Origin of the sequence: Mesosutterella multiformis, assembly GCF_003402575.1 — a bacterium.
In the GTDB taxonomy this organism is placed as follows: Bacteria; Pseudomonadota; Gammaproteobacteria; order Burkholderiales; family Burkholderiaceae_F; genus Mesosutterella; species Mesosutterella multiformis.
Genome location: NZ_BGZJ01000001.1, coordinates 1,167,897 through 1,193,267, shown reverse-complemented (window position 1 = coordinate 1,193,267; position 25,371 = coordinate 1,167,897). Strand labels below are relative to the sequence as shown.

Below are 25,371 nucleotides of genomic sequence, written 5' to 3'. Positions count from 1 at the left end.
CGATTCCTTCCCCGCTATGATGGGTGAAGCTACCGGGGAGATCCTTCTGATGCGGCTTAGAGACAGACAATCAAGGTTTTGGCGCTGCGGATTTTCCGGTCTTTCGGGCCGCGTTCTGCTCACAGCCCTCTTCGGGCTTCTCACCGCCGCGTTTCTCTGGCAGCCGCTCCCGGCCGCAGCTGCCTCCGACACGGAAGCCTCGGCTCCCGTATCCAGCCTTTCCGCAAAATCCTCCCCTGTCGCGGCTGACGGCCGGAGGATCGTCCGCATCGGTTACGTGGAACGAAGCTTCATGCCGGAAGAGCGCCCCGATATTCTTGCCACCTTTGCGTGGCTGAAGAAAAAACTCCCGCAGTATCAGATTGAAATCCGGAACTACACAATTCCGGGGCTCGAATACGCGATCCGGCATGGCGAAGTCGATTTCTTTCTTGAGACCGCCGGTTTCTACCGGCGCGTGTATGTGCAGGGGCTGCGAGACATCGCGACGATGATCACCCGTGAGGCCCCAAACCCGAGTGAAGCCGTGGGGTCTCTCATTCTTGTACCCTACGATTCCCCTTATAAGAGCATTGAAGACCTGAAGGGAAAGCGGGCAGCCGTGAGCTGGATCGAGGCGTTTTCAGGCGTCTATATCCCGGAGGGGGAGCTCGCCGCCCGGGGACTCTCGCCCGATCACTATTTCCACTATGTCGAAGCCGGATCTCCGATGACCAACCTGCTGGCCGCTGTGCAGAGAGGTGACGCCGACTTCGCGCTCGCCCGGACCTGCACCTTTGAGCAGCTCGAGAGCACGACACCGGAATATGCGAAGCAGTTCCGGGCTGTCAGCCTGAAGAAGCCGGACGCCGTTTTCCACTGCCGCACATCAACGGATCTCTACCCGTACTGGACTTTTATTTCGACTCAGACCGCCACGGCTCCTGTAAGCCGCGCTGTCACAGTCGCGCTCCTCACGATGCCTGAGACAAGTCACGGCGTAGCCTGGGGCGTCGTATCGGACTTCGCCCGGGTGGACGGGCTCTTCAGAACACTCAAAGCCGGCCCTTACGCTTACCTTCGGGTCGAGTCGGTCGGCGACTTTGTCCGCAAGTACCGGACCCCGATTCTCTTCGGTGTTCTTCTCATTCTTCTCCTCATTTTCCACAGCTGGCGATCAGGGCGGCTCGTTGAAGAGCGGACCGCGGAACTCGAGAAATCAAGGCTCGCCGAGGAGGCTGCCACCCGGCGGAAACTCGAGGCTGAAAAGAAACTGGAGACCTTTGAGCGCGTAAGCGTGATCGGCGCGATCTCAAGCCTCATTACGCATGAACTGAATGGGCCTCTGTCCACGATTTCCAACTGCTGCGGCACGCTCGAACGTCTGTTTGAAAGAACGCCGCCCGCCCCGGTTGTCACGCGCATGGTGGCGCTGATTGAAAAACAGTGCTGGCGGTCTTCCGAAATCATTGAGCGGGTCAGAGGCTACGCGAAGAACCGGAACCGGGAACTTGTGCCGGTGAATTTTTCCGCGGCTCTGGAGCGTGTTGCCTCTATGCGGCGTCTCGCGCATCCCGATATCCATATCACGCTGTCACTCCCCGAAAAGCCGCTTTTTGCCGCATGGGACGAACTGGAAATGGAGCTCGTCGCCAATAATCTCATCAAAAACGCCGCAGAGGCCTGTGCGTCCAACCCCGCGCCCCGAGTCGCCGTGACTCTCAGTGAAAAGGCCGGTTCTGCCATCCTTTCAGTTGAGGATAACGGGTCCGGGGACCAGTCCGAGGCGAACACCCCGCTCTCCCCCACACCGCTGCACTCCACCAAAGGAAACGGTCTTGGGCTCGGGCTTCTCATCGTTAAGACACTCGTGGAAAAGATATCCGGGCGGCTTGAACTCTCACGCGCAGGCGGCATTACGCTGGCCCGCGTTACGATTCCGCTTGAAGAGGCAAAGGGAGCTTCGCCTGAACCGCGCGCCGCCGCTGTTCCCCAACCGAAAGACAAGGCATCCCCATCATGACGACTGAACACGAAACACCGCTTATCCGTGCGGTGGATGATGACGAAGACCAGCTGATTTCTCTTGAAGCGCTGCTAAGCGGCGAAGGCTGGGATGTCGCGGCCTATACCTCCGCCCGCGATTTCTTCGTGAATGACCGGCCGTCGCGCCCAGGCTGCCTGATCCTGGATCTTCGAATGCCGGACGTTTCCGGACTCGAAGTGCAGGCGGAAATGAAAAAAAGGGGAATCACGCTCCCGATCATCTTTCTCACCGGGCACGGGGATATCGACACCGCAGTTTTCGCGATCCGGGCGGGTGCTGAAGAATTCCTTCAGAAGCCCGTGCAGCCGGACAGGCTTCTCACGACAGTTGCCCGGTCGGTTCAGAAGGACTGTGACAGCCGCGAGCACCCTATTGATGAAGCTGAATGGAAATCCCGGTTCGGGCGTCTGACAACACGCGAGCGGGAAATTATCCGCCTTGCCGCCAAAGGGCTGCTGAACCGTCAGATCGCGGCAAAACTCGATATCAGCGAGCGGACTGTTCAGGTACACCGGCTCTCCGCATACCGGAAACTTGATGTTCATAACACCGCGGAACTCGCCCCGATCACCGTGCTTCTGGAGCGGGGGAAACTCGGCGATGTGAATGGCTGGGAGCCGCCTGCAGGCTGAAACACCGTTTTTCCTCCAGAAAAAAACCGTGAAGCTGATGCCTCACGGTTTTTATCGATATCAGGATTCCGGCTTTTCTTCCGGCTCCGGAATATCCACCCACTGCACCTGGTGTCCGGTCGCCGGCATGAACCGGTTCACAAGGTCATCCGGTGTCATGGTCAGCGTCTCATCATTCCGGCACGGATGGCAGTCAACCAACGCGTGCTTCATGATCTCGCGATCCAGGAGCACCTGCACAGCTCCCTCCCGATCAAAAATGAGTCCCATCGGGCTCACCGCACCGGGGTACAGGTGAAGAAGCCGTCTCAGGTCCTCCTCACCTGCGAAGGAGAGTCTCGCGCTTCCGATCTGACGCGCGAGTTCCTTGCTGTCAAGCCGCTTCCAGTGCGGAATCATGAGAAGGAAGAAACCGCCTTTCTTGTTTTTAAGAAAGAGGTTTTTGCAGCAGAGACCTCCTGTACGCTTGGCGATCTCAGCCCCTTCCGCGACTGTCATGATCGGCGGATGAATGAAACCCGTAAACGGAATCCCTTCCCGCGTTAGGAAGGCATTGACCTCCTCCCTCACGCCGGGAACCGGCCCAGCCGTCATTTCTTCCGACCCGCTCATGCTGCGGCACCTCCCGCAGGCTTCACAGCCTGTTCCGAAGGCTCACTGCCCTCCGTTCCGGAGGCCGGCGGTTCGGTTCCTTCTGCCGGTATGGAGAACGGTTTTTCGTTTTCACACATATCGTTCAGGTGATTCTGCAAAATAACTACCATGTCGTAGCGGTTCAGGAGGTCACGCGCGAACTGCAGGAAGATCATGTAGAGCTCACAGCCGCGGAGCGAGAGATCATAGTGATGAATATCGGAAAGCAGCAGCTCCTGATACTGATCCATCAGATCCGACACTTTCTTCGAGCGCTCACGGAGCTCTGTTGTATCGCTCCAGCCGCCGCTGAAATCCCGGATATCCTGCTCGAACACCTCAAGCACCTGCACAAGCTGCTCAAGGCTTCCGGCAATCTCACCCTTGAAAACGCGGTGACGGTTTGCCACATGCTCCTGCGCCTGAATCGCCGTGCGTTTCAGTGTGCGGCAGACTTCGCGCATATTGCTGTAGCTGCGGTAGTAGAAGAACTTCGCATCGTTATCGCTGTGAGACCCCTGACGCTGCGCCATCTGGTAGTACCGGGCGCGGCCTTCCGATACATTGTCGAAGAACTCACCCGCGCGGTTTGATACCTCGCGAAGTCCCCGTTCGTTATCGTCGAGGAAGCAGCGGATCATGTCGCGGAAGATGGTCACCGACGTTTCAAAGTTCTTCGCCACAGCCTTATTGAGAAGCTTGCGGACACCGAAGCGGTCGAGGCTCTGAAGGGTCTCGGTAGCGGCCTGCTTCTCATCGCTGGCGAAGAAGTTTTCCTTCACGATCACGGCAACAGCGATCAGCATCAGGATGATGCAGGCACCCTTGCTGCCCCAGAGCACGACAGTCGCTACGGCACCAGCCGCAACGAACGCGGTAAGAGCCGTGAGGAACCAGCCGACGATCACGATCAGCACGCCGGACACGCGGTAAACGGCCGTTTCACGGTCCCAGGCGCGGTCAGCGAAAGACGATCCCATACCGACCATGAAGGTCACGTAAGTCGTCGAAAGCGGCAGCTGGAGGGAGGTCGCGGACGAAATCAGAATAGCCGTGAGGATCAGGTTGATCGACGCACGGACATAGTCAAACGGCAGAGGCTCAGTCCCGGTCGGCGGAATGATGGGTTCAAACCGCGTGTCAATCCACTTTTTCACCGGGGACGGCGTCAGTTTCGAGATGACATTCTCCACCGACATCGCGGAGCGAACGATGATACGGCCCGGCATCGAGGCGCCGAACTGCTCTTTTTCACCCGTGGTGCTGGAAGAAAGATTGACCGACGTTTCGATCACGCGCTGGGCGCTCTTCGAGAAACGGATCGTGAGCACCATGATGATGCCGGAGAGAATCAGAAGAAGCGTCGGAGCCGGAATCGGGTCAGCGAGCCCCCCCATCGCGAAGGTGTTCGGATCGGCGCCCTGAGCCGCGGTGAAGATGTGATAGCTGTCGAGGGCGGCGATCGGCACACCGACGAAGTTCACAAGGTCATTTCCCGCGAAGGCAAAAGCGAGAGCGAAAGTGCCCGCGAGGATGACGATCTTGAAAATATTGAGATTGAAAAGAATCAGCCCGAGCTGCATCAGCACCGTGGAGCCGATAAAGAGCACTCCAAGGATCGGCCAGGTGTTCGTGTCAAGGAACTGCATCATTTCCGGCGTCATGAAGGAGGCGCCGCTCGCGCCCTTCATCACGAGGAAGTAGAAGATCATCGTGACTGCGAAGCCGCCGTAAATACCGCCGATCCTCCGGTACATCTTCTCGTAGTGGAAGGAGAAGATCACGCGGAGAATGTACTGAACGATGGCACCCGCGATGAAAGCGACCACAACTGAAACAAGAATCGCCGAAATCATCGTCAGCGCTTTCTCGTTATTGATATAGGCGCCGACTTCAACAAGCGACCCGCCACGCTCCAGTATCCGGTTCACTTCCACGCCGACCGCTGCGCCGAGAAGCTCAAACACGATTGACACCGTGGTCGATGTCGGAAGCCCCATGGAATTGAAGAAGTTGAGCAGAACGACGTCTGTCACCATGACGGAGAAGTAGATCGCCATCACGTCCGAGAACGAGAACATTCCCGGATTGAAGACGCCCTTCTTCGCGATCTCCATCATGCCGCCGGAGAACGTGGCGCCAAGCAGAATGCCAAGACCGGCAACCGCGACAAGGACTTTATAGGGAGCAATCCGGCAGCCAACCGCCGAATTGAGGAAGTTGCTGGCGTCGTTGCTGACACCGACAAAAAGGTCAATCGCCGCTAGAAGCGCGAGAAAACCCAGAATAACGAGAAAGAATGTATCCATTGCCCAATTGCGCGGAAGAATTCCCGTTTTAGACTGCGAAACACGGGAATTCCGTCAGCACGCACCTACCGCATTTTGATGTCTCTCATCATACCTGAGAGGAAAGCAATCCGGCGTATGTTTCGTCATACACCGGATGCACCGGAAGCGGCAGAGGGCGGGAAAGATCAGATTTTTTCGAGTTTGGCGATTTTTGCGAGAAGCTGCTTCACGCCGCCTCCGACAAAGGCCACCTGCAGCTTCGTCATATCGCCGCTATCGATTACGGAAACAATTACCCCCTTGCCGAATTTGGGGTGCTTCACGTGCTGACCGGCCTGCCATCCATCGGGCCCCGCCTTTCTCTTCTTGAGGAGAGGCTCATCCTTCGAGCCGTTGTAACTCGCGTCCTTCCCCTTCGGACTCCATGTGTAAGCGTTTCCGGTGAAGGTACCGCGGTCGCCGGAGCCGCGGCTCTCGGAATCGCTGCGCCGCTCGCCCCAATGACCATAGCTCGCGCGGCCGCGGTGCGGTTCATCGCCGCCCCGGCCCCAGGAACCGCTGCTCGATGCCCAGCTCTCGCGGGACGCCGCCTGCGGATCCGCAAGCCACTCAAGGTGCTCCTGCGGAATCTCATCGAGGAACGAACTCGGCATCTCATCCTGTCTCTGACCATTGATAAAGCGGACAGCAGCGTATGAGAGATAGAGACGGCGCTTCGCGCGGGTAATCGCGACGTACATCAGACGGCGTTCTTCCTCGAGTCCTGAGTCACCGTTCTCGCGCATCGCGCTTGCGTGCGGGAAAAGATTCTCCTCAAGACCCGTAATGAAGACCACCGGGAATTCGAGGCCCTTCGCGGCATGCACCGTCATCATCTGCACAGCATCTGCACCGGCTTCCGACTGATTGTCACCAGCTTCCAGCGTGGCGAGAGCAAGGAACGCGGAAAGCGGCGAAAGCTCATCCTCAGAAACCGGAAGAAGAGCCGGCGTCTTTTCATCAATCTCAGCGTTCTTCAGGAAAGCGGCCGCCGCGTTCGCGATTTCATCAAGGTCTTCAGCCTTCGCGGTGTGTTCCTTCTTATCGGCCGCTTCGACCGCCGCACGGAGGGTCGAGCTCTCAATCACAACCTTCACCGCTTCGACAAGCGGGAGGTCCGCGATTTTGTCGCGAATATTCAGAATAAGGTCAGAGAAAGCGGCGGCCTTGGTCGGGCTGTTTTTCGCGGCTGTCATCAGCGAGACGCCGGCTGTTTCCGCCGCGGCGGAAAGCCCTTCAAGCGTCTTCGCACCGATACCCCGGGTCGGAGTATTCACCGCACGGAGAAACGCCGTATTGTCATTCGGATTCTCCACGAGGCGCAGATAGGCCAGCGCGTCTTTCACGTGAGCACGCTCGAAGAACCGGTGTCCGCCGTAGATACGGTAAGGAATGCCGGCTGACATCAGAATGGATTCGAGCGCCCGGGACTGAGCGTTGGAGCGGTAGAGAATCGCGAAATCCTCGTACTTCCGGCCCCGGAGGTGCTCAGCCTCGATTTCGTTTGCCACAAACTGGGCTTCCGCCTCACCGCTCCCGGTCGGCATGACACGAAGCTTTTCGCCCTTCCCGGAGTCCGTCCAGAGATTCTTTCCGAGGCGCCCTGTGTTGTTGCCAATCAGGGCGTTCGCGGCATCCAGAATATGGCCGGTCGAGCGGTAGTTCTGCTCGAGTCTCACCACGTGATCCACACCGAGTTCACGCGTGAAGTCAGTCAGATTCTTGACATTCGCGCCTCGGAACGCATAAATCGACTGGTCATCATCACCCACCGCGAAGATTGAATTCGTGATGCCGGGTTCGCGCGCCATGCCGGGAATTCCGTAACCGGCCAGTGTTTTCAGCCAGCGGTACTGAAGCACGTTCGTGTCCTGGAACTCGTCGACGAGGATATGCGAAAACTTCCGCTCATAGTGGCGGCGGATCAGTTCGTTCCGCTGCAGAAGCTCGTAGGAACGGAGAAGGAGTTCAGCAAAATCGACAACGCCCTCAGCCATGCAGAGCTTTTCGTAAAGCCGGTAGAGTTCAAGCGACACGGCGCCGTTCGGCGTCCGGGCATCCAGCGACCGGATGTCAGAACTCCGTTCTCCGGCTTCCTTATGCTGATTGATGAAGTGCTGGACAATCTTCGGCTCAATCGTTTCCTTATCGATCCCGGCCGACTTCATCACCCGCTTCACAACCGAGAGCTGGTCCGCCTGATCGATGATCTGAAAACCGGACGGCAGCCCAGCGTCCGCCGCATGCACCCGAAGCATCCGGTTGCAGAGACCGTGGAACGTGCCGACCCACATGCCGCGCGTATTCACTTTCAACACAGACTCAATTCGGGACAGCATTTCGCGTGACGCCTTGTTCGTGAAGGTCACGGCGAGGATGCTGCCGGGCGTTGCCCGTCCTTCGCGGATAAGCCACCCGATACGGGACGTCAGAACCCGGGTCTTTCCGGATCCGGCGCCGGCAAGCACGAGTGCATTCTGATCAGGCAGCGTCACTGCTTCACGCTGTTCAGGGTTCAGGCCGTCGAGTAAGGGATCTGTCATAGGTCGTCTGTCCAAATTGAGTGTAAGAGGGGGCGAAGCGTTGCTCGGGTGTCCATTCTCTGACGGAATGAGACCGGAGCCGCACGGAAACCGCTCGGACGCGGATCCTTCGCTGAAAGGGGGTTGAAATTCTACCCGCATGGAAAGAGCGGGGAAAGGCAGAAATGAGACGCGGACCATCTGCCTGTCAGGTGTCCCGGGCGTGCTGACTGACGTTACAGCCCGTTCCGCGGGATATACTAACTAATCTAACTCTTTATTTCCTTAAGACTGGGAATCCTCCAATGCGTGAGACCTACTCTCCGGAACTCGTCGAAGCGGAAGTTCAGGCCAAGTGGAAGGCACAGGATGTCTACCGCGCGGTCGAGCATGCGCTTGATGCCTCCGGCCATGAAAAACCGAAATACTATGTTTGCTCGATGCTTCCCTATCCTTCCGGGAAGCTTCACATGGGCCACGTACGCAACTACACCCTGAATGACGTGCTGTACCGTTACCGCCGTATGTGCGGCGACAACGTCATGACTCCGATGGGATGGGATTCCTTCGGCCTGCCGGCTGAAAACGCCGCGCTTGCCAAGAAGGTGCCGCCCGCGCAGTGGACGTACGCGAACATCGCTGACATGAAGTCGCAGATGGCGCCGCTGGGGCTCGCCTTTGACTGGTCGCGCGAAGTGACGACCTGCAAGCCGGAGTACTACCGCTGGAATCAGTGGATCTTCCTGCAGATGCTGAAGCGCGGCATCGCCTACCGCAAGACTCAGGTGGTGAACTGGGACCCGGTGGACCAGACCGTGCTCGCCAACGAGCAGGTGATTGATGGCCGCGGCTGGCGTTCCGGCGCCGTGGTTGAGCGTAAGGAGATTCCGGGCTACTACCTCGGTATCACGCAGTACGCTCAGGAGCTGCTGGACGACATCGATAAGCTCGACGGCTGGCCGGATCAGGTCCGCGCGATGCAGCGCCATTGGATCGGCCGCAGCGAAGGCGTGGACTTTGCCTTCCCCTATACGCTTGAAGGCGAAGAGCATCAGCTCCGCGTTTACACGACGCGCGCTGACACGATCATGGGCGTGACGTTCGTCGCCGTGGCGGCCGAGCACCCGCTCGCAAAATACGCCGCGAAGAGCGATCCCGCGGTTGCCGCTTTCGTTGCTGAGTGCGCGAAGGGCAGCGTTTCCGAAGCCGATATGGCGACGAAGGAAAAGAAGGGCATCAAGACGAACCTCACGGTCCGTCACCCGATCACGGGTGCTGATGTTCCGGTCTGGGTCGGCAACTACGTGCTGATGACGTACGGCGAAGGCGCCGTCATGGGCGTCCCGGCGCACGATGAACGCGACTTTTCGTTTGCGAAACGCTACGGTATCGAAATCCGCCAGGCAGTGAACCTCGACGGCGTTCCCGAATTCACGACGGATCACTGGCAGGAATGGTATGGCGACAAGACGCTGAACCCCTACTGCGTGAATTCCGGCAAGTATGACGGACTTCACTTCCATGAGGCGATCGACGCCATTGCGGCTGACCTGAAGGCGAAGGGCCTTGGTGAAAAGCACGTGCAGTTCCGTCTGCGCGACTGGTCCATTTCCCGTCAGCGCTACTGGGGCACCCCGATCCCGATGATCAACTGCCCGAAGTGCGGCGCGGTTCCGGTTCCTGAAGAAGATCTGCCGGTTGTGCTGCCTGAGAACGAAATTCCGGACGGTTCCGGCAATCCGCTCGCCAAGGATCCGGCGTTCCTGAACGTGACCTGCCCGAAGTGCGGCGGCCCCGCCCAGCGGGAAACCGACACGATGGATACGTTCGTTGACTCGAGCTGGTACTTCATGCGCTACTGCTCGCCGGACTGCGACACCGCGATGGTGGACAGCCGCAACGACTACTGGAATCCGATGGACCAGTACATCGGCGGTATCGAGCACGCCGTGCTCCACCTCCTCTACGCCCGTTTCTGGACGAAGGTGATGCGTGACCTTGGGCTCGTGAAGTTTGATGAGCCGTTCAAGCGTCTCTTCACGCAGGGCATGCTCTGCGCCGAAGCCTTCTACCGCGAGCTTCCGGATGGGCACATCCGCTGGTACTACCCCGATGAAATCGAGGTGAAGACGGACGAAAAGGGCCGCCCGACCGGCGCGATTTCCAAGGAAGACGGCCAGCCTGTGAAGTCGGCCGGCATCCAGAAGATGTCAAAGTCGAAGTGCAACGTGGTTGAGCCGCGTGACATCATCAAGAAGTACGGCGCGGATACCGCCCGTACGTTCGTGATGTTCGCCGGACCCCCGGATCAGTCCGCGGCCTGGAGCAATGCCGGCGCCGAAGGCACCTTCCGCTTCCTGCGCCGCCTCTGGAGCTGGACCTATTCGAAGCGCGATGAGCTCGCCAGCGCCGGTGCCTTTGACCCGAAGACTGCCACCTCCGATCAGAAGAGCCTGCGCCGTTCGCTCTATCAGAACGTCGCTCAGGCGACGGCTGACCTTGACCGTATGCAGTACAACACGGTTGTGTCGGCCGCGATGAAGATGATGAACGAGATCGACAGCTTCAAGGACGATGGTTCGGCCGGCAGCGCAGCGCTGCTCCGCGAATCGCTCTCGCTCCTGCTGCGCGTGCTCTATCCGCTCGCTCCTCACATCACGACTTCCCTCTGGGATGAGCTCGGGTATGTGAAGGAACTCGGCGAAATCATCGACTCCCCGTGGCCGAAGGTGGATCCGGAAGCGCTCGCCGCTGATGAGATCCAGCTCGTGGTCCAGGTGAACGGCAAGCTCCGCGGCCGCATCATGGTCGCTCCGGACGCCAGCCGGGAAGAGATCGAAAAGACGGCTCTCGCTGACGCCGATGTGTCCCGCTTCCTCGGCGACACCCCGGTGAAGAAGGTGATCATCGTTCCGAAGCGGCTCGTGAATATCGTCGCTCCGGCTCCGAAGGCCTGATCTGACCCACGGGTCTGAAAGAGGAGTCCGCCAAAGGTCTCCTCTTTCCTCTATTGCCCCAGCCGGGATTCCCCGTCTGGGGCATTTCTTTCGCATTTCACCCTCTCCCCCTCTCCGTATAATGTAGGGATGTTCTTACACCGCCGCGAAAAGAAGGAATTTCCGCTTATGCATACCACCGGTCTCAATCGCCGCGCGCTTCTTGCCGCGGCCGCCGCATCGCTCGCTCTTACCGGGTGCGGTTTCAGGCCCCGCGGCCGGTTCACTGTTCCGTTTGAGACCGTGTACCTGCAGATGAGCGATCAGTCGACTCTGAAGTGGGAGCTGCGCCGCCACATCAATGCGGAAACCAATGCCCGTGTCGTGGATCAGATGGCAGACGCTGACGCGATCCTTTCGATCGTGTCTCAGTCCCGGTCCCGCGTGGTGCAGACTTATAACGATATCGGCGACGCCCGTGAATACCGTCTCGGCTGGGATGTGACCTTCAAACTCGCCGCCCCTGACGGCTACGAATATCTCCCGCCCACGACACTTTCCGCCCGCCGCGACCTTCCGTACACGATCCGCAACTATCTGTCGCGCGAAACCGAAGAAGCCACGCTTTACCGCGATATCGAGCGGGACATTGTGGTGCAGCTGATGCGCCGCATCGAGGCCGCGAAGGCGAAGGCCCATGCAGCAGCTAAGTAGCGCGTCACTCGGTCCGAGACTCGCCTCTGACGCCAAACGGGGCGGAATCGCTCCGCTCTGGGTGATCGCGGATGAAGAGCCTCTGCTCGCTCTCGAGTCCGCGGACGCGATCCGAGCTGCGGCCCGCGGCCTCGGCTACGAAGAGCGCGAAGTTCTCACGCTGTCCGCGAACAGTGACTGGAATCAGATCAGCGTCGCGGTTGCCGCGATCTCGCTTTTTGCCGCAAAGAAAATCGTGGAAGTCCGTCTTGCAAGTCCCTCCCCCGGCACCCGTGGGAGCGCGGCGCTTGCGGCTCTCGGCTCCACGCCGATTGATCCGGGCGCGGTCATCGTGATCGTGACGGTTCCCGAGGCCGACTGGCGGGTACGGAAGAGCAAGTGGTTCAAGGAACTCACTTCAGGCGCGGTTCTCGTCAGCTGTGACCCGGTGCCGATCGCATCCTTCCCCTCCTGGCTCCGCGCCAGGCTGAAGAGTGAAGGCCTGTCGGCTGACGATGAAACGATGAGGTTCCTCGCGGAACAGACCGAAGGGAACCTTCTCGCCGCGAGCCAGGAAGTCCGGAAGCTGTCGCTCCTTCATGAGGGAAGCACGCCTCTCACACTCGAAGAGGTTCAGAGCTCGGTGCTCGACAATTCGCGCTTCGACTTCGCTTCGGTCGGGATCGCCGCCATGAAGGGAGATGCCGCCCGCGCGTGCCGCGCGATTGAAGGCATCCGCGCCGAATTTGATCAGAGCGCAGCGCTGCCCCTTCTGATGTATCTTTTCTCTGAGAATATCCGCAAGATGATCGCGGTCCGGCACCATATGGACGCGACCGGACAGACCGCACAGAGCGCCGCCCGGGAACTCCGGATCTGGCCCCGTGACATCGCGGACGCAGTCGCCTCGGGCGCCGCGAGGCTCAGCTCGAGGAAACTCGAGAACGCGCTGACCGTCTGCGCGGATATCGACAGAATCTATAAGGGGATCCCGGTTCCTTCCCGGGACACGGATCCCTGGGTTGAACTGAAGTCCGTTGCGGCCTTCATCGCCCGGTAACCGGAGCCTCTCCTGCCCCGCACATCCGGCCTGACAGTCACGCCGCCGCCTGGATATTTCCGGGCAAAAGTGAGGAAAACATGTCTGAAGTGACAGAAAACGAATCGGGCCGCGCCGCGCTCGACTATATGCGGGACCTTGGGACCCGTGCCCGCGCCGCGTCGAAACCGATGGCGGCAGCCCGCCGGGCGCCGAAGGACAAGGCGCTTGCCGTGCTTTCGCGCCTTCTCCTCGAGCGGTCTGAAGAAATCCAGGCCGTCAACCGTGAAGACCTTGAGGCAGCGAAGCTGAAGGGTTACCCGGACGCTTTTATCGACCGCCTCACGGTGACTGAAGACACGGTGAAGAAGATGGCGGAAGGCTGCGCTCAGGTCGCGAAGCTTCCGGATCCCATCGGCGCTATTCAGTCGCTCGAACCCCAGCCCTCCGGCATTCTGGTTGGCCGCATGCGCGTGCCGCTTGGCGTGATCGCGATCATTTATGAAAGCCGCCCGAATGTCACAGTGGATGCCGCGGCGCTCACGCTGAAGAGCGGCAACGCCGCCATTCTCCGCGGCGGCAGCGAAGCGATCCGGACGAACCGGATTCTCGCGAAAATTGTCTCTGAAGCGCTTGAAGAAGCCGGACTGCCGGCTGACGCGGTGCAGTTTGTGGCAACCCCTGACCGCGATATGGTGGATCAGCTGGTCACTCACCCTGAGTGGGTTGATATCGTGATTCCCCGTGGCGGCAAAGGGCTGGTCTCGCGTCTCATGGAAAAGTCCCGCATTCCGATGATCAAGCACCTCAACGGAATCTGCCACACGTATATCGACTCCTACGCCGATATCGACATGGCGGTTGAAGTGACGGATAACGCGAAGACGCAGCGCTTCTCGCCCTGCAACACGACTGAGACGCTCCTCGTCCATGAGCGGGTCGCCGCTGACTTCCTTCCCCGCATCGCCCGGATCTTCCACGATAAGAAAGTTGAAATGCGGGCCGACGATCCGAGCCTTGATATTATTCAGAACTCAGGGTTTGCCGCGATCAGCGCGTCCCCCGAAGACTGGGATACCGAATACAATGGGCCGGTCATTTCAATCAAGGTGATGGAGAGCCTGGATGAAGCGATCGACTTCATCAACGAACACGGCTCCCACCACACCGACGCCATCGTGACGGACAGCTATACGCGCGGCGAGCGCTTCCTGCGGGAAGTGGACTCCGCCTCCGTCCTGATCAATGCCTCCACCCGCTTTGCTGACGGGTTCGAATACGGGCTTGGCGCGGAAATCGGCATCTCCACCGATAAGCTGCATGCCCGGGGTCCGGTCGGACTTGAAGGGCTCACCAGCCAGAAATTCGTTGTCCTCGGACATGGCGAAGGCCGCCGCTAGAGCGGCCTCCGCCCGGAACCCCTTTTGTTAGGAAAAAAATGCAAGATAAGAAGAACCACCGCTTTTACGCCGCCTGTCCCTGGGGACTTGAGGCCGTGCTCGAGGAAGAGCTCGCGGCATGCGGCGCTAAGCGCTCCCGCAAGACACCTTCCGGCGTGATGTTTGAGGGCACGATCGAGACTGCCTACCTCGCGTGCCTCCGCTCCCGGATCGCGTCCCGCGTGATGATGGAGGTGTCTTTCCATGACTACTGGGACAGCCGAGACATTTATGAGCAGGCCCGCCGTACGCCCTGGGAGCTCTATTTCACGCCGGATCAGACGTTCCGCATTTCAATTTCCGCTCACCGCGCGCCGCTGAAGTCTCTCGAATTCACGACGCTGCGCATCAAGGACGCTGTCTGCGACCGGTTCCGCGAGCTCGCCGGCACCCGCCCGGACATCAGCCGCGAGTCGCCTGATGTGCAGATTGCGGCGTTCCTCGATGAAAAGTACTGCACGCTTTACATCGATCTCTCCGGCGAATCGCTCTTCAAGCGCGGCTGGCGAACCGATAAGGGTGAGGCTCCTCTGAAGGAAAACATGGCGGCCGGCCTCCTGAAGCTTTCGGGATGGACGCCCGATATGCCGCTTCTGGATCCCTTCTGCGGTTCCGGCACGATCGCGATTGAAGCGGCCTCCATCGCCTGCGGCCTGGTTCCGGGAATCAGCCGTTCGTTCGGCTTCGAGAAGCTCCTCAACTTTGACCGTGAACTCTGGACGGAACTCCGCGAAGACGCGAAGAGTGAAGTGAACCTGCACCGTGAGGTCTCAATCACGGCAAGTGACATTTCCTCGATCGTTGTCCGCAAGGCTGAGGCGAACGCGCTCCGCGCCGGTCTCGGCGGACTGCTTGAATCCGGAAATCTCAAGTTCTCGGTGTGTGACGCCCGAAATGTCCTCCCGCCGACAGAGACTCCGGGCATCATTGTCGCTAACCCGCCGTACGGCGAACAGTCCACGCCCCGAAGCGCGACGGTCGGCTCGATGATGCGTCACGTTGCTGACAACCTGAAGCATAACTTTGCCGGGTGGACCGCCTGGATGCTCACCTCCGACCGTCATCTGCCGGGCGAAATGCATCTGAAGGAAGGCCGGAAGACGGTACTCTTCAATGGTCCTCTCGAATGCCGTTTCTTCAAGTTTGATCTCGTCGCGGGGTCGAACCGCCGCGTGAAGAACCGGGACGCCGCATCTGACAGCACTCCGTCTGACGCCGAATCCTGATCGGCACCGGGAACTTCCAGACATGAAAAAGCCAGCTTTAGAAAGCTGGCTTTTTTCTTTCTTCACTCTCAGACCGGAGAGTATCCGGTCTGAATGATCGCGAAGCTTAGAAGAACTTCGTCACAAGGAAGCCCAGCGCGACGCTGAACACAATCGCGAGGACGCCCGGGAGGAAGAAGGCGTGGTTGAAGACCCACTTGCCGATACGGGTGGTGCCGGTGTCGTCCATCTGGACCGCGCCGAGGAGGGTCGGGTAGGTCGGGAGAACGAACAGAGCGCTCACAGCGGCGAAGCAGGCAACCAGCATGTAGGAATCACCCGGGTTGGCAGCGGTGATGCCGAGAGCAGCCACGATAGCCGGGGTAATGGCCTTCGCGGTAGCAGCCTGCGAGTAGAGGAACATAGCAGCCACGAAGAACACGACAGCAAGCAGAGCCGGATACTGAGCAACCGTAGCGGCAGCGAAGGTCTTGATCTCAGCGCTGTGGCCGGACACGAAGGTGTCACCGAGCCAGGCAACGCCCAGCACGCAGATGCAGGCCACCATGCCACTCTTGAAGACGCTGGTATCAGCGACCTTGCCGAGCTCAATCTTGCAGAGGACGGTGATGAGGCAGCCAACGAGGAGCATCAGGCTCATAATGGCAGCGTCACGGCCGACAACCACATGCTTGATAAGGCCGACAGCCGGAGAAATAGCGGAGGCATAGAACACAACCGCGAGCACGCCGATCAGGAAGATCGCGACAGAGCGCTTGGCAAACGGCTTGAGAGCCTTGTTCATGCTGGAAGCATCCGGAGCCTTGACGAGGCCCTTGGCCAGACGTTCCTTGTAGACCGGGTCAGAGTCGAGATCCATATTCTGGATGTGGCTCATCACGAAGGAGGTGAGCATGCAGCCAACGAACGTCGTCAGAAGCCAGATGCAGAGCAGCGTGGGGTAGCTCCAGCCGAAGGGTTCCAGAACGCCGCTCATGTAAATCACGGCAGCGGACACCGGGGAAGCGGTAATAGCGATCTGGGAAGCGACCACAGCGATGGACAGCGGGCAGACCGGACGGATGTGCTGTTCCTTGGCGACTTCGACGATAACCGGGATCATGGAGAAAGCGGTGTGGCCGGTGCCAGCGAAGATCGTGAGGACATACGTCACGATAGGAGCGAGATAGTTGATGTGCTTAGGATTGTTTCTCAGAATCCTTTCAGCAATCTGAACGAGGTAATCAAGGCCGCCCGCGAGCTGCATTGCGGAAATAGCCGAGATCACGGACGCAATAATCAGAATCACGTCCCAGGGGATGTTGCCCGGCTTCATGCCGAGAAGCAGGCCGAGCACGAGAACGCCGGCGCCGCCAGCATAGCCGATACCAATACCGCCCAGACGGACGCCGATGAAAATTGCGCCGAGCAGGACGATGATTTGCAGAATCACCACGATACTCATCTGTTTTCTCTGTTCATCCGGAGCAGCTCCGGAATCCCAGTTCCTTTGAAGTTATTTTTGCTGCGGCCTGACTGCTGCCGTGCAAAGTATTTTTCGGGCTTTTTAAAACGAATCCCCTGGAGCGGAAAAACCGGGTGACCTCCCGGGGATATCAGAAGACCGCCTCCCCGGGTGAGTGCTTCCCGGAGGGGCGGTTTTCTAATTCTTTACATCTCGAACTTCGGAGCGATCAGATTCTGGAAGGAGAACACTTCGTTCCACTTCTCTTCCGTCATCAGCTTGCGTTCTTCAACGACGATCTGATGGAGAGACTTGCCTTCGGTGTAGCCTTCCTTCGCCATTTCAGCGCAGAGCATGTAGCCGAAGTGGGGCTTGAGCAGCGTGACAATGCCGAGGGAGTTCATCACGAGGTCCTTCGTGTGTTCGGCGTTCGCGGTGATGCCGTCAACGCACTTCTCACGGAGGGCGATCATGGCGTTCGTCAGAACCTTCATCTGGGTGAAGACAGCGAACGAAATCACCGGTTCCATCACGTTCAGTTCAAGCTGGCCAGCGGAGGCAGCGAGCATCACGGTGGTGTCGAGACCGATCGCGAGGAAGGAAGCCTGGTTCGTCACTTCCGGGATCACCGGATTCACCTTGCCCGGCATGATGGAAGAGCCCGGCTGGCGCATCGGCAGGTTGATTTCGGAAAGACCCGTACGGGGACCGGAGGCGAGCAGACGCATATCGTTGCAGACCTTCGTGAGCTTAACGGCGAGGCTCTTCGCGGCGGACGAGATCGCGACATAGGCGCCGCAGTCGCTCGTCGCGGCGATCAGGTCGTCGCTGTTATGGAAGTCGATGCCGGTCTGTTCAGCGAGGTACTTCACAGCCTTCGCCGGATAATCCGGGTGGCAGGTCACGGTCGTGCCGATGGCGGTGCCGCCGAGGTTGATCACGCGGAGGTGCTTCTGCGCGTCCTTGATCACTTCGATTTCGTCTTCAATCGTGCGGCCCCAGCCGTGGAATTCCTGGCCCATGGTCATCGGGACAGCGTCCTGGAGGTGGGTGCGGCCCATCTTCAGAACATTCTTGAATTCGTCAGCCTTCTTGTAGTAGGCCTGAACGAGCTGCTGCAGGGCCTTGAGGAGGTCCTCAGAGCGGTAGTACATCGCGAGGTGCAGAGCGGTCGGGTACGTATCGTTCGTGGACTGACCGAAGTTCGCGTGATCGTTCGGCGACACCTGCTTCTGGGAGCCCTTCGGGAGACCGAGCTTTTCGCAGGCAATGCTGCAGATCACTTCGTTCGTATTCATGTTGGTCGAAGTGCCGGCACCGCCCTGGAGCCAGTCGGTAACGAACTGGTCGCGGTACTTGCCTTCGAGCAGCTGATCGCAGGCGTAGATCAGGGCATCAGCGACGTTCGCCGGAATCGTGCCGAGTTCCTTGTTCGTCCGGGCAGCAGCCTTCTTCACCTGAGCGAAAGCCTTGATGAAGTACTCGTCTTCGTTCATCGAATGCTCAGTGATGTGGAAGTTTTCCTTGCCGCGCAGGGACTGAACACCGTAGTACACGTCATCAGGAATCTCGAGATCGCCAAGGAAATCATGCTCAATACGGGACATCTTCTACTCCTATAAAAACAGGGCCGAAGCTCTGTGTTAACCAGACTGGCTTCCGGGAACCGGACCGCCAGCGCCGGGCCTCTCACCGGAGTAATCCTTCCACTTCCGGCGGGTGGTTACTTTTATCTAAGATAAACTACTTATGCGGCATACTATAGTACTAATTTCCTATCTAGGGTGTATTGCCTATTAGGTATGTGACATAGATCAAATGCGTACCACCCCGAATAACGAAGACACAAAAAACCCCAGACCTTGCGGTCTGGGGTTTTTCTTAAAGCTAAGGCTTCAGCCGATTAGATCGACTTGATCGGGATCAGCTTCTTCGGGGTCGGCAGAACCTTATCGTAGTTCTTGATACCCTGTTCAGCCATCTTGCGACGGATGAAGGCGATCTGCGTGCGCAGCGGGAGCTGCTTCGGGCAGAAGTCATCGCAGCCGAGGAGCGACATGCAGCCGAAGACGCCGGAGTCATCGCCCATCACTTCATAGAAGTCAGCATCATTGCGGTCGTCGCGGGGATCGAGACGGAAGCGGGCGATCTTGTTGATCGCGACAGCGCCGACGAAGTCCGGACGCATACGGAACGTGCCGCAGGCAGCAACGCAGCAGCCGCATTCGATGCAGTGGTCGAGGTTGTAGAGGTCTTCAGCAAGCTGCGGATCCATCGGAACCTCAGTCTTGCGCATATCGATATCGATTTCTTTCGTGTGAACCCAGGACTCGATACGCTCAGACATATTGCGCATCCACTTGCCGGTGTTCACGGAAAGGTCACCAATCAGCTCAAAGCCCGGGAGCGGGGCGAGCGTGAATTCGCTCGGCAGATCGCGGGTCAGCGTACGGCAGGCGAGGCCCGGCTTGCCGTTGATCAGCATCGCGCAGGAACCGCAGATGCCAGCGCGGCAGACGAAGTCGAACTGCAGCGTCGGATCCTGTTCATCACGCAGATCGTTCAGCGCGATGAAGAGGGTCATACGGTCGCCTTCTTCGAGCTCATAAGTCTGCATGTGCGGAACACTGTCCGGATCCTGCGGGTTGTAACGCAGGATGCTGATCTTAAGCAGACGGTGCTTGGTTTCAGTTTGGGTTTTGCTCATTTTTTCTGTCTGCTCCTAATTAGTCAGCAAGAGGTTCGTAGGTACGTTCATTGCGTCCACGAAGACGCTTCGGGAGCTTGTCCTCATAAGGCATAAGGGCATTCTGAATTGCAAAGCGATCCTTGCCTTCGGCTTCCATCTTGGCCCGGATGTCGTCCACTTCCTTCTGACGACGGACAGATTCGGGGTTCTCGATGTAGTTCTTGGCACCGTAACCGCGGAAGCCCGGCGGGAGTTCCATCGTCGAAATGTCGAGATCCTCGTAGGAGATATCCGGCACCGTGGACTTCGGATCCTTCCAGGTCGTGATGGTACGCTTCAGCCAGTTCACGTCATCGCGGCGCGGATAGTCCTCACGGGAGTGAGCACCGCGGGATTCCTTACGGGCGAGAGCGCCGCAGGCAACCGTCAGAGCAACCTTCAGCATCTTGCGGGTACGGTAGGCGTACACGAGCTGCGGATTGTTGCCGATGTCGTTCTTCACGCTGATGTTGTAGGAGCGTTCGAGCAGCTGCTGGAGTTCATCAACAGCTTCGCTCATCTGCTTCTCATTACGGAAGATGCCGATCTTGCTCGTCATGATTTCCTGCATGCGGGTGCGGATCTTGACGGCGTCTTCGTTACCAGTGTTGTGCAGGAAGCCGTTCAGCTCATCCTGGACCTTACGGGCGAAGTCGTAAACGATGGAGGTCGGGAGGTCGATCTCGTTCTCAGGCTTTTCGCAGAAGTCAGCGATGAATTCACCGACGATCATGCCGGCAACCACGGTTTCAGCAACAGAGTTGCCGCCCAGACGGTTGAAGCCGTGCATATCCCAGCAGGCGCACTCGCCGGCAGCGAAGAGGCCCTTCAGCTGACGGGATTCACCGCGGTAGTCGGTACGGATGCCGCCCATCGTGTAGTGCTGGGCCGGACGGACCGGAATCCACTCTTTGATCGGGTCAACGCCGAGGAAGTAGTGGCAGATGTCATAGACTTCACGCAGGTTGTGCTTGATGTGATGTTCGCCAAGCAGCGTGATATCGAGCCAGAGGTGATCGCCATACTTGGAGTGAACACCCTTGCCCTGAGCAATACGCTCTTCCATACGGCGGGAGACCACGTCGCGGGAGGCGAGTTCCTTCTTTTCCGGTTCGACATCGGGCATGAAGCGATAGCCATCGACGTCACGCAGCAGACCGCCGTCACCGCGGCAGCCTTCCGTCACCAGAATACCAGCCGGGAAAATACCGGTCGGGTGGAACTGAATGGCTTCCATGTTGCCCAGGCCGGCAACACCGGTCTCGAGGGCGAGAGCAGCGCCGATGCCTTCGCAGATCACAGCGTTCGTGGTCACGCGGTAGATACGGCCGGCACCGCCGGTAGCCATGGCGGTAGCCTTGGCCACATAGGCCATCAGCTCACCGGTCACGAGGTCACGGACGATAGCGCCGTAGCAGCGCTTGCCGTCATGAATCAGGGCGAGAGCCTCAACACGCTCCATCACCGGGATGTGCTCGGCGATCACGCGGTCGGACACAGCATTCAGCATGGCGTGGCCGGTACCGTCGGAAGCGAAAACGCAGCGCCACTTCTTCGTGCCGCCGAAGTCACGCTGGCGGAGAAGGCCCTGGCACTCTTTGCGTTCCGTAATCGTCACGCGCTCGCCATTGATAATCACCTGATGGTCGCCGGCGGTAATACGGGACCACGTCACGCCCCAGGCAGCCAGTTCACGGGCGGCCTTCGGAGCCGTATTCACGAACATACGGCAGACGTCCTGGTCCGCACCCCAGTCAGAACCGCGGACGGTATCGACGAAGTGAAGATCTTCGTTATCGCCAAGGCCCTTGATCATGTTGCCGAGGGAGGCCTGCATGCCGCCCTGAGCCGCTTTAGAGTGAGAGCGCTTCGGGGGGCAGAGGGACAGGACAATGGCGTCCTGGCCGCGACGCTGCACAGCAACTGCCATGCGAAGGCCTGCCAGACCGGCACCGATCACCAGTACGTCGGTGTAGATGATTTTCATGTTTGCTTGGTCTCCTAAGATGCCCTGCAGCGATGACCTTTCAGTCATCCCGCGGGTCATATTTTTTTAGTGGCAGTCTCTAAGCAACCCGAGACTGCCTCTTTCAGCCAAACGGCTGAAAGGTACTTCCTGTTAATAAAAGAACAGAAACCTGTGTTTGCCGGACGTATCCGGCTTTCCGGCCTCATCCCTACTTAGGGAGAGAAAGACAACGGGATCCTTCACCCTAAAGTAGCTACCACCGGACTTTCACAATTCGGTAGGTATTCTACCCACCTCTCTGCGATTTTCGGCTGAAGTCTAGTGATTACCTAGCCATTGGGACTACTAGGAATAACCCGTATTATAGCCTCAGCTGTGTCTCAAAGTCCTCGTATTTTCCCATTTAAAACGCTTAATATCAAGTGAAAAGGCAAGATTTACGAAAAAAACCGTATCCTCTGCGCCTCTATTCTGCAACTAGTTATCATCCACTACATCCGGATTATTCATACCTCTTCAGGTTTATAGGGTATCCACTTAATACTTACGGCGTTGTTTTACCGTCAGGAAATGATGTTTTCCGCGTTTTCTGCCTTACAGAAACGCATCCGGAAGCTCAGGGCATAATTAGAAGACTGAAGGAAAACCGGCCTTGTCAGGCCGGCAGCGTCTTAACCTAGGATCCCGCAGCATGCCCATTTCCACATTCAGACCGAGAAAAAAAGGAGAAAAGCTTCCCCCGCTTAAGGAGAGGCTCGCCCGGATCGGCCTTGTGAACGACTGGGACTATGTGCTTCATCTTCCGCTGAGGTATGAGGATGAGACCGCGATCACGCCGATCGCTGACCTGGTGTCGGGGTCCCCTGCCCAGATTGAAGGCGTTGTGATTGACGAGCGGGTGTCACCCCGGTCGCTTACCGCTGTCGTTGAAGATAATACTGGCGTGCTTCAGGTGCGCCTCATCCACTTTTTCCCCTCTCAGGCTCAGCAGCTGAGGGTCGGAGCCCGGGTAAGGCTTTACGGTGAACCGCGCTCCGGATGGAATCAGACGCTTGAGATGGTGCACCCAAGAATCAAGCGCGCGGTTGAACGGACTGACGATCTCCCGACAACGCTCACCCCGGTTTATCCCGCCGGGGAAGGTATCACGCAGCCCTGGCTCCGGAAACGGATCGCGCGGGCACTCTTGGACGTTGACCTAACGGATCTTCTTCCGGAATCTATCCGCACGAAGCTCAGGCTGCCGCCGCTTCGCGACGCGCTTCAGTATCTGCATCATCCGCCGCGCGGCGCGACGCTGGCCGATCTGGACACTCATTCCTGCCCGGCCTGGCAGCGTCTGAAGCTTGATGAGCTCCTCGCGCAGCAGATCACACTCCGGCATTCGCGCGTTCTCCGCGGGAAATCGGTTGCCCCTGTTCTTGCGGAGCCCAAGTCCGGCCGGATTACGCCAGATCTGATCCGCGGTCTCCCCTTCCGTCTGACCGGAGCTCAGGCTCGGGTCTGGAAGGAGGTTGGAGCTGATCTCGCCCTCCCCCATCCGATGAACCGCCTGGTCCAAGGCGATGTCGGCTCAGGAAAGACTGTGATTGCGGCGCTCGCCGCCTGCCGCGCGATTGAGTGCGGCTATCAGGCGGCGATCATGGCGCCTACCGAGATTCTCGCGGAACAGCACTTCCGGGGCATTTCCCAGTGGCTTGAACCGCTTGGAATCCGGATCGCCTTCCTCACAGGACACCAGAAAGCCTCCGAGCGGCGCGCCATGCTGGAAGATATCGCGAGCGGCCGCGCGCAGCTGGCTGTTGGAACGCATGCTCTTATTCAGGATGCCGTGAGCTTTCATAAGCTCGGTCTCGCAATTATTGATGAGCAGCACCGGTTTGGCGTTTCGCAGCGCCTGGCGCTCCGTACCGCGGCGGCCGACGGCCTTACGCCTCACCTTCTGATGCTCTCCGCCACCCCGATCCCGCGGACACTCGCCATGAGTTACCTCGCAGACTTCGATGTCTCGGTTATCGATGAGTTACCGCCTGGGCGTCAACCGGTATCAACACGCATCATGCCGATATCGAGAAAGCCCGCACTGATTGAAGGTATCGGGCGCGAAGTTTCCCGCGGCCACCAGGCTTATTGGGTGTGCCCTCTGATTGAAGAGAATGAGGAGCTGGATCTCACAGCCGCCAAGGAAACGTTTGAGGAAATCAAGTCAGCCCTGCCCGGCGTGACGGTAGGCCTTGTGCATGGGGAACTGCCACAGCAGGAGAAAGACGCCGTCATGCAGGCCTTCAAGGCTGGAGAGATTTCTCTCCTCGTCGCGACGACGGTGATTGAGGTTGGGGTCGATGTACCGAACGCCTCCACGATGGTGATCGAGCACGCCGAGCGGTTCGGGCTCGCGCAGCTTCATCAGCTTCGGGGGCGTATCGGCCGTGGTTCGCTTAAAAGCTGGTGCATTCTTCTATATGGAGAGCCGCTTTCCGAAAACGGAAAGGCGAGGCTTCAGGTCATCCGCAATACAACAGACGGTTTTGAAATCGCGCGTAAGGATCTTGAGCTTCGGGGACCCGGTGAATTCCTCGGAGCCCGCCAGAGCGGTGTACCGATGCTCCGGTTCGCAAGCCTCGAAGAGGATGGTGAGCTGCTCGATATGGCGCGCGAACTCGGAGACGAATGGCTGAAGAACGACCCCGATACCGCGCTTCGTCACGCAAAACGCTGGTTCGCGGGCCGCGAAGGGTTCCTCGAAGCCTGAGCGTCGGAATCAGTGGCCGTGACCGTAGTCACGCGGCCCGAAAATCGCGCTTCCGACTCTGACCATCGTGCTTCCGCACTGGATAGCGCTTTCAATATCGCTGCTCATTCCCATGGAAAGCGTGTCAAGACCGAGACCGGCCGCATTGGCTTCATCAAAGAGCTTCTTCATGGCGCGGAACGGCACCTTCTGCTTCTCGGGATCCTCTTCCGGAGTCGGAATCACCATAAAACCGCGAAGCTTCAGGTTAGGCAGCGCCGCGACATCGCGCGCGAACTGCAGTGCCTCTTCCGGCTTCACACCGCTCTTCGTTTCCTCTCCATCCACGTTCACTTCGATCAGAACGTTAAGCGGAGGCATTCCCTCGGGACGCTGGGATGAGAGTCTCTCCGCGATCTTCATCCGGTTCACGCTCTGCACCCAGCTGAAGTGTTCTGCCACTGGGCGAGTTTTATTGGACTGAAGGGGGCCGATAAAGTGCCACTCAAGCGACAGTTCCGGATGATTCGCTCGGAACCAGTCCACCTTGTCGCAGCCTTCCTGGGCATAGTTTTCGCCAAGAGAAAGGAGTCCTAGCTGAGCCGCCGCGAGCGCCGCCTCAGCGGGAAACGTCTTGCTCACCGCCAGAAGCTTCACCTCTTCGGGCTTCCTTCCCGCCTCGAGGCATGCTTTTTCGATCCGGCTTCGAACTTCCGCCACTCTTTCTTCAATCCCAGGCTTCAGCACTGACATAGCGACTTTCCTGTCCTCCATTCAGTCACGGAAAACTCAGTCTACATGGGTCTTCCGCGGGGATTAGCCTGAAGGGGCGACAATCCGCCTCATCTGAAATCCATTTGCGGAAGAAAAATTTTCCGTAAGATTTAATCGTTTAAATTCAATCAGCTGCTGTCATAAAAAAGCTTTGCGGCTGATTATATAAAGATACCGCAAGGGTTATTACCTAAAATAGATCCACTTTTGCAGCTATTTCAGGTTCATAGAATAACCTTCGCTCCAGGT

16 protein-coding genes are annotated in these 25,371 nt (G+C 58.5%); 8 read left to right on the top strand and 8 right to left on the bottom strand.

From position 1 onward, the window contains the following. Positions 1-16 precede the first annotated feature (16 nt). Positions 17-2,002, top strand: coding sequence for a sensor histidine kinase (locus tag M4NBBH2_RS05535; RefSeq protein ID WP_124944097.1), 1,986 nt, complete (start codon positions 17-19; stop codon positions 2,000-2,002). Then, entirely contained in the window at positions 1,999-2,658 is a 660-nt protein-coding gene (locus M4NBBH2_RS05530; protein WP_116270034.1) for a response regulator transcription factor, read from the top strand. The genes M4NBBH2_RS05535 and M4NBBH2_RS05530 overlap by 4 nt, the downstream gene beginning before the upstream one ends. A gap of 60 nt (positions 2,659-2,718) precedes the next feature. Here M4NBBH2_RS05530 and M4NBBH2_RS05525 read toward each other — a convergent pair whose 3' ends face one another. From M4NBBH2_RS05525 to M4NBBH2_RS05515, 3 genes are all read right to left on the bottom strand, one after another. Next, on the bottom strand, positions 2,719-3,270 hold the full coding sequence (locus M4NBBH2_RS05525; protein WP_200832678.1) for a prolyl-tRNA synthetase associated domain-containing protein: 552 nt from the start codon (positions 3,268-3,270) through the stop codon (positions 2,719-2,721). After that, complete coding sequence (locus M4NBBH2_RS05520; RefSeq protein WP_116270033.1) at positions 3,267-5,600, bottom strand: inorganic phosphate transporter; 2,334 nt, start codon at positions 5,598-5,600, stop codon at positions 3,267-3,269. Before M4NBBH2_RS05520 ends, M4NBBH2_RS05525 begins: the two co-directional genes overlap by 4 nt. A 167-nt stretch (positions 5,601-5,767) precedes the next feature. Further along, the gene (locus M4NBBH2_RS05515; RefSeq protein ID WP_116270032.1) at positions 5,768-8,164 is read right to left on the bottom strand and encodes an ATP-dependent helicase; all 2,397 of its coding nucleotides are present in this window, start codon (positions 8,162-8,164) and stop codon (positions 5,768-5,770) included. A 284-nt stretch (positions 8,165-8,448) separates the two neighbouring features. On the opposite strand from M4NBBH2_RS05515, the gene leuS reads away from it, so the two are divergent. From leuS to M4NBBH2_RS05490, 5 genes are all read left to right on the top strand, one after another. Continuing rightward, positions 8,449-11,100 carry a leucine--tRNA ligase gene (gene leuS, locus M4NBBH2_RS05510; RefSeq protein WP_116270031.1) on the top strand — a complete coding sequence of 884 codons (2,652 nt, stop codon included), beginning with the start codon at positions 8,449-8,451 and terminating at the stop codon, positions 11,098-11,100. Positions 11,101-11,268: 168 nt separating this feature from the next. Further along, a complete protein-coding gene (locus M4NBBH2_RS05505; protein WP_116270030.1) occupies positions 11,269-11,793 on the top strand; it encodes an LPS-assembly lipoprotein LptE in 525 nt (174 codons plus the stop codon). Then, positions 11,777-12,832: a DNA polymerase III subunit delta gene (holA, locus tag M4NBBH2_RS05500; protein WP_116270029.1), complete on the top strand. Its 1,056-nt coding sequence runs from the start codon at positions 11,777-11,779 to the stop codon at positions 12,830-12,832. Before M4NBBH2_RS05505 ends, holA begins: the two co-directional genes overlap by 17 nt. Positions 12,833-12,912: 80 nt before the next feature. Then, positions 12,913-14,211 (top strand): glutamate-5-semialdehyde dehydrogenase, encoded by a 1,299-nt coding sequence (locus tag M4NBBH2_RS05495; protein ID WP_116270028.1) that lies wholly within the window; start codon positions 12,913-12,915, stop codon positions 14,209-14,211. 38 nt (positions 14,212-14,249) lie between these two features. Continuing rightward, the gene (locus M4NBBH2_RS05490; protein WP_116270027.1) at positions 14,250-15,476 is read left to right on the top strand and encodes a THUMP domain-containing class I SAM-dependent RNA methyltransferase; all 1,227 of its coding nucleotides are present in this window, start codon (positions 14,250-14,252) and stop codon (positions 15,474-15,476) included. A gap of 106 nt (positions 15,477-15,582) precedes the next feature. On the opposite strand, the gene M4NBBH2_RS05485 is transcribed toward M4NBBH2_RS05490, so the two are convergent. The 4 genes from M4NBBH2_RS05485 to M4NBBH2_RS05470 all read right to left on the bottom strand — a co-directional run bounded on the left by M4NBBH2_RS05485 (position 15,583) and on the right by M4NBBH2_RS05470 (position 21,635). Beyond that, complete coding sequence (locus M4NBBH2_RS05485) at positions 15,583-16,920, bottom strand: anaerobic C4-dicarboxylate transporter (protein ID WP_116270026.1); 1,338 nt, start codon at positions 16,918-16,920, stop codon at positions 15,583-15,585. A 206-nt stretch (positions 16,921-17,126) separates the two neighbouring features. After that, a complete protein-coding gene (locus tag M4NBBH2_RS05480) occupies positions 17,127-18,527 on the bottom strand; it encodes an aspartate ammonia-lyase (protein ID WP_116270025.1) in 1,401 nt (466 codons plus the stop codon). 296 nt (positions 18,528-18,823) lie between these two features. After that, positions 18,824-19,627 (bottom strand): fumarate reductase iron-sulfur subunit, encoded by an 804-nt coding sequence (locus M4NBBH2_RS05475; RefSeq protein ID WP_022444640.1) that lies wholly within the window; start codon positions 19,625-19,627, stop codon positions 18,824-18,826. Between the two features lie 19 nt (positions 19,628-19,646). Then, positions 19,647-21,635: a fumarate reductase flavoprotein subunit gene (locus M4NBBH2_RS05470; RefSeq protein ID WP_116270024.1), complete on the bottom strand. Its 1,989-nt coding sequence runs from the start codon at positions 21,633-21,635 to the stop codon at positions 19,647-19,649. Between the two features lie 673 nt (positions 21,636-22,308). Here M4NBBH2_RS05470 and recG point away from each other — a divergent pair. Then, positions 22,309-24,369 (top strand): ATP-dependent DNA helicase RecG, encoded by a 2,061-nt coding sequence (recG, locus tag M4NBBH2_RS05465; RefSeq protein ID WP_116270023.1) that lies wholly within the window; start codon positions 22,309-22,311, stop codon positions 24,367-24,369. Positions 24,370-24,378: 9 nt separating this feature from the next. On the opposite strand, the gene M4NBBH2_RS05460 is transcribed toward recG, so the two are convergent. Beyond that, positions 24,379-25,101, bottom strand: a complete 723-nt coding sequence (locus tag M4NBBH2_RS05460) for a YggS family pyridoxal phosphate-dependent enzyme (RefSeq protein WP_116270022.1) — start codon at positions 25,099-25,101, stop codon at positions 24,379-24,381. Positions 25,102-25,371 lie beyond the last annotated feature (270 nt).

What these genes read in the sequence shown, in the direction of transcription:
- M4NBBH2_RS05535 (WP_124944097.1), top strand. Translation starts at nt 17, where the DNA reads ATGATGGGTGAAGCTACCGGGGAGATCCTTCTGATGCGGCTTAGAGAC.
- M4NBBH2_RS05530 (WP_116270034.1), top strand. Translation starts at nt 1,999, where the DNA reads ATGACGACTGAACACGAAACACCGCTTATCCGTGCGGTGGATGATGAC.
- M4NBBH2_RS05525 (WP_200832678.1), bottom strand. Translation starts at nt 3,270, where the DNA reads ATGAGCGGGTCGGAAGAAATGACGGCTGGGCCGGTTCCCGGCGTGAGG.
- M4NBBH2_RS05520 (WP_116270033.1), bottom strand. Translation starts at nt 5,600, where the DNA reads ATGGATACATTCTTTCTCGTTATTCTGGGTTTTCTCGCGCTTCTAGCG.
- M4NBBH2_RS05515 (WP_116270032.1), bottom strand. Translation starts at nt 8,164, where the DNA reads ATGACAGATCCCTTACTCGACGGCCTGAACCCTGAACAGCGTGAAGCA.
- leuS (WP_116270031.1), top strand. Translation starts at nt 8,449, where the DNA reads ATGCGTGAGACCTACTCTCCGGAACTCGTCGAAGCGGAAGTTCAGGCC.
- M4NBBH2_RS05505 (WP_116270030.1), top strand. Translation starts at nt 11,269, where the DNA reads ATGCATACCACCGGTCTCAATCGCCGCGCGCTTCTTGCCGCGGCCGCC.
- holA (WP_116270029.1), top strand. Translation starts at nt 11,777, where the DNA reads ATGCAGCAGCTAAGTAGCGCGTCACTCGGTCCGAGACTCGCCTCTGAC.
- M4NBBH2_RS05495 (WP_116270028.1), top strand. Translation starts at nt 12,913, where the DNA reads ATGTCTGAAGTGACAGAAAACGAATCGGGCCGCGCCGCGCTCGACTAT.
- M4NBBH2_RS05490 (WP_116270027.1), top strand. Translation starts at nt 14,250, where the DNA reads ATGCAAGATAAGAAGAACCACCGCTTTTACGCCGCCTGTCCCTGGGGA.
- M4NBBH2_RS05485 (WP_116270026.1), bottom strand. Translation starts at nt 16,920, where the DNA reads ATGAGTATCGTGGTGATTCTGCAAATCATCGTCCTGCTCGGCGCAATT.
- M4NBBH2_RS05480 (WP_116270025.1), bottom strand. Translation starts at nt 18,527, where the DNA reads ATGTCCCGTATTGAGCATGATTTCCTTGGCGATCTCGAGATTCCTGAT.
- M4NBBH2_RS05475 (WP_022444640.1), bottom strand. Translation starts at nt 19,627, where the DNA reads ATGAGCAAAACCCAAACTGAAACCAAGCACCGTCTGCTTAAGATCAGC.
- M4NBBH2_RS05470 (WP_116270024.1), bottom strand. Translation starts at nt 21,635, where the DNA reads ATGAAAATCATCTACACCGACGTACTGGTGATCGGTGCCGGTCTGGCA.
- recG (WP_116270023.1), top strand. Translation starts at nt 22,309, where the DNA reads ATGCCCATTTCCACATTCAGACCGAGAAAAAAAGGAGAAAAGCTTCCC.
- M4NBBH2_RS05460 (WP_116270022.1), bottom strand. Translation starts at nt 25,101, where the DNA reads ATGTCAGTGCTGAAGCCTGGGATTGAAGAAAGAGTGGCGGAAGTTCGA.